General features: G+C 33.3%; 2 protein-coding genes. Both read left to right on the top strand.

Features of this window, described 5'->3' with window-relative positions; translation table 11 throughout:
• The first annotated feature begins 394 nt into the window (after positions 1–394).
• Positions 395–1,732, top strand: coding sequence for an exonuclease domain-containing protein (locus FUA24_RS00975; RefSeq protein ID WP_148539669.1), 1,338 nt, complete (start codon positions 395–397; stop codon positions 1,730–1,732).
• A gap of 157 nt (positions 1,733–1,889) precedes the next feature.
• On the top strand, positions 1,890–4,328 hold the full coding sequence (locus tag FUA24_RS00970) for a helix-turn-helix domain-containing protein (protein WP_148539668.1): 2,439 nt from the start codon (positions 1,890–1,892) through the stop codon (positions 4,326–4,328).
• Positions 4,329–4,835 lie beyond the last annotated feature (507 nt).

Raw genomic sequence — 4,835 nt, 5'->3', positions numbered from 1 at the left:
GATTCTAACGAATCGGGATTTTTTTTGCTTTATACTGAAATGAAATAACTTACGAAAGTTCAATTTAAGTTTCAACGAACAAATCCCTGCAATAATAATTGAAATAGTTCTTTTTCATATCGACAGAGCGAAGTATGAGCGAGGAGATATCTCATTGGAGTGAGATTCCTCCTCGTTCCTCATTTGGAATGACAATCTCAATTTGATTATTATATGTAAAGTTTTTGTTGTAAGATTTTAATATGTCCAACTCATGTTAAGTATGATTAAACGTTTACATTAGTTCTCGATACGATTGTTTATAAAAAACACACGAACTGACATCCGCCTTACCTAAGATTTACTTTTTATTAATACCTTTAACTTTAAGTAACTTCACAGATGAGAGTTTAATATGATATATACCATTATAGATGTTGAAACTACAGGCGCTAGTAATAAACTCACCGAAATATCTATATTTAAACATGATGGTTATCAAGTTATTGATGAGTTTACCTCTCTAATCAATCCTGAAAGTTTAATTCCAGATTATATAACGGCTCTTACAGGCATTGATAATGGTATGGTTGCGAATGCGCCAACTTTTGCGGAAATAGCACACAAAATCTTAGCATTTACAGATAATTGCGTTTTTGTAGCTCATAATGTTAATTTTGATTACAATGCGATAAGAAATGAATTCAAATATCTAAATATAGATTTTAATAGAAAAAAACTCTGTACCATTAGGCTTTCTAGGAAGCTAATTCCTAATCATAAATCATATAGCCTGGGTAAACTGTGTAAAGCACTTAATATTACGATTGTTGATAGGCACAGAGCAAGAGGAGATGCCGAGGCTACAGTAATACTATTTGAACTTCTACGGGATCAAGAAAGTGCTGAAGATGTATTTAACGAATTTTTAAAGAAATCTTCTAAAGAAGCTACATTACCATCGCATTTACCAACCAGTGTTTTTAATAACTTACCTAATAAAACCGGCATATATTATTTCAAAAATAAAAAAGGTAGCATTATTTATGTAGGAAAAGCTAAGGATATCAGGAAACGCGTATTAAGTCATTTTTACAGTAAGACAAAAAAGTCCTTGTCTATGTGCAGAGAAACAGCCTATATAGACTTTGAATTATCTGGGAGTGAACTCATAGCGTTATTAATGGAAGATGCCGCTATAAAGACACATTACCCCGAGTATAATCAAGTAGCTAAACGTGCCACAAAGATGTTTGGTATTTTTACTTATACAGATCGTAAAGGGATCATACATATAGCGTATAATGCTCTTAAGGCAACACCCAACCCTATTTTGGTTTTAAATTCTATTACGGAATGTAGACGGTACATTGAACAATTGTGTATGAGATATAATCTGTGTCCTAAATACTGTCATTTACAAGAAGATGTAACCACGTGTAACCATTATAAAATACGTACCTGTAAAGGCGTTTGTAGAGAAGATGAAGATTATAAGATGTATAACTTACGCGTATTAGAAGCCATTGATAGCTTAAAGCAAAATACTAAAAATGCCGTATTAAAACAAAAAGGTAGACATAGTCATGAGGACGCTTTTATAATGATAGAACAAGGTACTTACCTTGGTTATGGTTTCATTGACAAAACGGAACAAATTAATACCACTGAAGATCTGGAGCCTTTTTTAATTCGGCAAAAGGATAATAGTGATGTTCAGAAGATTATTAAACGAGTTCTAATGGATTTATAGTTTTGGTTGAAGCTTAATATCACTATTAAGAAAGGAACTGTACTTAATAGATAGTGCGTACTAATCATAACTTTTCATAATTTTAAAATAATTTACGCTCCATATATAGAAAAAATATTACAAATTAGTATATTCAATTTTTATAAATGACTTTTTAATGGCCGCAAATAAAGAACTTGATTTAGCCTGGGACTTTGTAACTAACACAGATAGACATGTGTTTTTAACAGGTAAGGCAGGTACCGGTAAAACCACGTTTCTACATAAGTTAAAAATGCAAAGTTTAAAGCGTATGGTAGTGGTTGCACCTACTGGCGTTGCGGCTATTAATGCTAAGGGTGTTACGATACATTCCTTCTTTCAGATGCCTTTTGGTCCTATTTTACCTGATGCCGATTTAAATACGGGTAAAGGGTTTAATAGGAAGTTTAATAAAACGAAAATCAATATCATAAAGTCTATGGATTTATTGGTTATTGATGAGATTAGTATGGTACGTGCAGATTTATTAGACGGTATTGATAAAACACTGCGTCGTTTTAGAGATAAGAATAAAGTATTTGGAGGTGTGCAGCTGTTAATGATTGGCGATTTACAGCAATTATCACCCGTTATTAAAGAGGACGAATGGCAATTGTTAAGCAAATATTATAAGAACGGATTTTTTTTTAGTAGTCATGCTTATGCATTATGTAATGCTATTACTGTAGAACTAAAACATATTTATAGACAAGACAACCCTAAGTTTATTGCCATCTTAAATGAGATACGGAATAATGCTTTGACTAAAGCATCAGCTGATGAATTGAACAAACGTTACTTACCGGAGTTTGTACCAGAAGAAGGCGAAGGCTATATTGCACTTACCACGCATAACAATAGAGCGGAAAAAACAAATTATAGTGAGCTTGATAAATTAACTACAAAAGAGAAAACTTATAAGGCAACAATAGAAGGTAAGTTTCCAGAGTTTGCTTATCCTAACAAAGAGGAGCTTACCTTAAAAGTGGGGGCACAGGTGATGTTTATTAAAAATGATAGCTCAACCGAAAAACGCTATTTTAATGGCAAGATTGGTAAGGTAATTTTACTGGATAAAGATGAAGTGATTGTGAAATGTCCAGATGATGACTATAATATAGTTACCACACCCGAAATTTGGGAAAACATTAATTACACGGTAGATAAAGAAACCAATGCCATTACCGAAAACAAAATTGGTTCTTACACACAAATGCCACTTCGTTTAGCCTGGTCTATTACCATTCATAAAAGTCAGGGTTTAACTTTTGAAAAAGCCATTATTGATGCCCAAGGCGCCTTTGCACACGGACAAACCTATGTGGCTTTGAGTAGATGTAAGTCCTTAGAAGGATTGGTACTTAAAAGTAAGATAGATGCCAGTCAGATTATTAGTGATGCCAATGTGCAATCTTTTAATGAAAATGCTGCCGAAAATGCGCCGGATGATAATGATCTGTTAGCGAGTAAAGCGGATTTTCAACTGAATTTAATTTCCGAAATTTTTGAGTTTTACAAGTTTCTATATCCTATTAGCCGTATGTTGGATGTGTTCTACAAAAATAGAAATAGTATTGAAGGGACAATAGAAGCGCCTTTACTTAAAATGAAGGAGGGGGTGACTAATTTGGTAAAGGTTGGTAGCGGCTTTAAGACACAATTAAAAGCGTTGTCTGAAGCTGGAAAATTACCTGAGTTTAGTGAAGATATTCAAGAACGTTTTATAAAAGGCGTTCACTATTTTAACTCGCAAACTCAGGAGTATATAAAAACACCTTTTGAAACATTAGGGTTTACTACCGATAATAAAGCTATTGAAAAAGACCTAAATAAACCATTAGATAGCATTGAAGATTTTTTAACTACTAAGCTGTTATATTTTGAAGGTTTAAAGGAAGGTTTTAAAACCGAGGAATTTTTACGTTTACGAGCTAAATCCGTTTTTATGGCTAAAGAAAAGCCAAAGAAACCAAAGAAGACAGTTATTGACGGTACTACTAATATAGAATTGTTTGAGTTACTAAGAGTGCTTAGAAATGATATTGCCCAAGCTAGCGGTTTGGTACATTTTCAGGTATTTACACAAAAAGCTTTATATGACATGTGCGAAACATTACCTACAAATAAAGCTGAATTACTAAAGGTTAATGGGATGGGGAAAACACGCGTAGCAAAGTATGGTACTGAAATTCTTGAAGTGATTAGAGAGTTTTGTGATGAAAATGATATTGAGGTATCTTCAGATATAGATATGTTTAAGCCTGAAACACCAAAACGTAAAAAAGGCGATACTAAAAAAGAATCTTTGGCATTGTTTAAAACAGGAAAAACTGTAGAGCAAATTGCTGATGAACGTGAACTAAACGTTAATACAGTTATTGGACACCTAGCAAGTTATATGCCTACCGGCGAAGTAAAGATTATTGATCTAATGTCTGAAGCGCATTATAATGAATTAAAAGTGCTGATTCCTGAAACTAAATTTGAAAACCTTTCGGATTTGAAGCATCAATTGGATGACAAGTATTCTTATGGTGAGTTACGTTTAGTTTTGGATGATTTAAAGTCAAATTAATTTCACTCATTTGTTATATCGACAGAGCGAAGCATGAGTAGCGAGATATCTCATTATTAAGAGATTCTTCGGTCTTGCCTCCCTCTGAATGACAAGAGGTTAATGTAATGCTTGTTGTTATGTAAATTTCCTTGTCATATCGACAGAGTGAAGTATGAGTGAGGAGATATCTCATTATTAAAAGATTCTTCGATCGTTCCTCCCTTTGAATGACAAGAGGTTAATGTAATGTTTGTTGTTATGTACATTTTTTTGTCATATCGACGGAGTGAAGTATGAGCGACGAGATATCTCATTATTAAAAGATTCTTCGGTCGTTCCTCCCTCTGAATGACAAGAGATAAATATAATGCTGGTTGTTATGTATATTTCTTTGTCATATCGACATAGCGAAGTATGAGCGACGAGATATCTTATTGTTAAGAGATTCTTCGGTCGTTCCTCCTCTGAATGACAAGAGGTTAATGTAATGCTTGTTGTTATGTATATTTCTTTGTTATACCTAAA

Source organism: Seonamhaeicola marinus (assembly GCF_008085455.1).
The sequence above is the reverse complement of the archived record's forward strand: the minus strand, read 5'-3'. Positions and strand labels throughout refer to the sequence as shown.